The sequence below is a fragment of the Puerhibacterium sp. TATVAM-FAB25 genome, from assembly GCF_046535855.1.
Classification (GTDB): Bacteria; Actinomycetota; Actinomycetes; order Actinomycetales; family Cellulomonadaceae; genus Puerhibacterium; species Puerhibacterium variabilis_A.
This window is the reverse complement of the sequence record NZ_JAXUAK010000034.1, coordinates 1-1,555: the sequence shown is the minus strand read 5'-3', so window position 1 is coordinate 1,555 and position 1,555 is coordinate 1. Positions and strand designations below refer to the sequence as shown.

1 protein-coding gene is annotated in these 1,555 nt (G+C 73.2%); it reads right to left on the bottom strand.

Annotation, left to right across the window (positions count from 1 at the left end; all coding sequences use genetic code 11):
- Positions 1–83: 83 nt before the first annotated feature.
- The gene (locus tag U5M74_RS16165; RefSeq protein ID WP_410909943.1) at positions 84–1,316 is read right to left on the bottom strand and encodes an IS110 family transposase; all 1,233 of its coding nucleotides are present in this window, start codon (positions 1,314–1,316) and stop codon (positions 84–86) included.
- Positions 1,317–1,555: the final 239 nt, after the last annotated feature.

Sequence of the window (1,555 nt, the reverse complement as noted above, 5' to 3'; positions counted from 1 at the left end):
ACGCCACAGACCCGTGAATGACCTGTGCGAGGGCGCGCGCGTGTGCGTCGGGCGGAGCCCGACGTGTCGTTGCGGGCGGTGGGTTAGGCGGCGGGTTCGAGGTGGACGGTGTGGCCGAGGTGTTCGAGCTGGGCGACCAGTCGGCGGGTGTGGGCCTCGGTGTTGCGGCGGGTGTGCCAGTCCGGGCCGAGGTCTTGGTAGGGCTCGTCGCGGGCGAGCATGTAGTAGGCGCTGACCAGGATGGAGTGGGCCACGGCGATCTGGGCGCGGCCGGCCCCGCGGCGGCGGGCGAGGCGGTCGTGCTGGGCGGCGAGGTAGTTGCGCCCGTGCATGCGGCCGGTGGCGGCGGCGGCCTCGACCAGGGCGGAGGTGAGCCACTTGTTGCCGTGGCGTTTGCCGGTCGGGGCGCGCCGGCCGGCGGACTCGGAGATGCCCGGGGCCAGGCCGGCCCAGGCGGCCAAGTGGGCGGCCGAGGGGAAGCGGGACATGTCCGCGCCGGTCTCGGCGATGATCACCTGGGCGGCCTTGGCGCCCACTCCGGGGATGGTCTGCAGCAACTGAAGCTGGTGGGCCCATGGGGCGCAGGCGGTGGCGATGGCCTGGTCGAGGTCGGCCAGGGCGTGTTCGACCAGCTCCAGGCGGTCCAGGATCGCGGCGGCCAGGACGGCGTGGTGGGCCTCGAAGTGGCCGTCCAGGGCCTGGGCCAGCTCGGGGATCTTGGTGCGCATGCGGGTCTTGGCCATCTCGGCCAGCACGAGCGGATCGCGTTGCCCGGCGATCATCGCCCGCAGCATGGCCCGGGCGGAGACGGTGGTCAGGGACGAGGCGACCGAGGACAGCTTGATCGAGGCGTCCTCGAGCATCAGCTCCAGCCGGGTGGCCTCGCGGGTGCGGTCGCCCATCAGCTGCACCCGGTAGCGGGTCAGCATCCGCAGCTGCCGGATCGGCGCGGGCGGGACGAACGAGGCGGTCAGCAGCCCGTGCTCGAGCAGCTGGGCGATCCACTCCGCGTCGCGCACGTCGCTCTTGCGCCCCGGCACCGCCTTCATGTGGGCGGCGTTGAGCAGCCAGACCTCCATGACCTCCTCGAGGCAGTAGAACGGCGGCTTCCAGTAGGTCGAGGTCGACTCCATCGCCGCGATCGTGACCCCGGCCTCGACCAGCCATGCGCGCATGACCCGCAGCGCCCCGGCCGTGGTGCGGAAGGTGCGCGTCTCGCTGGCCCGCCGGCCTCCGGGGGCGGGGGTGCGCACGCAGACCGTGACCGTCGCCTTGCCCACGTCCAGCCCGGCGACGCGTTCGAACAGCACTTCCATGACCGGCCTCCCTTCGGCCGGCCGGCCGCGACCACCGCGGCCGGCGCCGCCCGGAAGGCCCTCTGCCAGGACACAGACCCGCGTGCTCGTAGCAACAATCCACCGGCACCCGAGGACCTCGCGCCATACACCGTCTACGGGCTCGCCCGCACCAGTGTGGTCCGGCGTCGCCGGGCGCACCCCGATTCTCAGCGACCACCGCGGCGACCGCCAGGCCGCCATCCGTTACACCTCTGGCA

What these genes read in the sequence shown, in the direction of transcription:
- U5M74_RS16165 (WP_410909943.1), bottom strand. Translation starts at nt 1,316, where the DNA reads ATGGAAGTGCTGTTCGAACGCGTCGCCGGGCTGGACGTGGGCAAGGCG.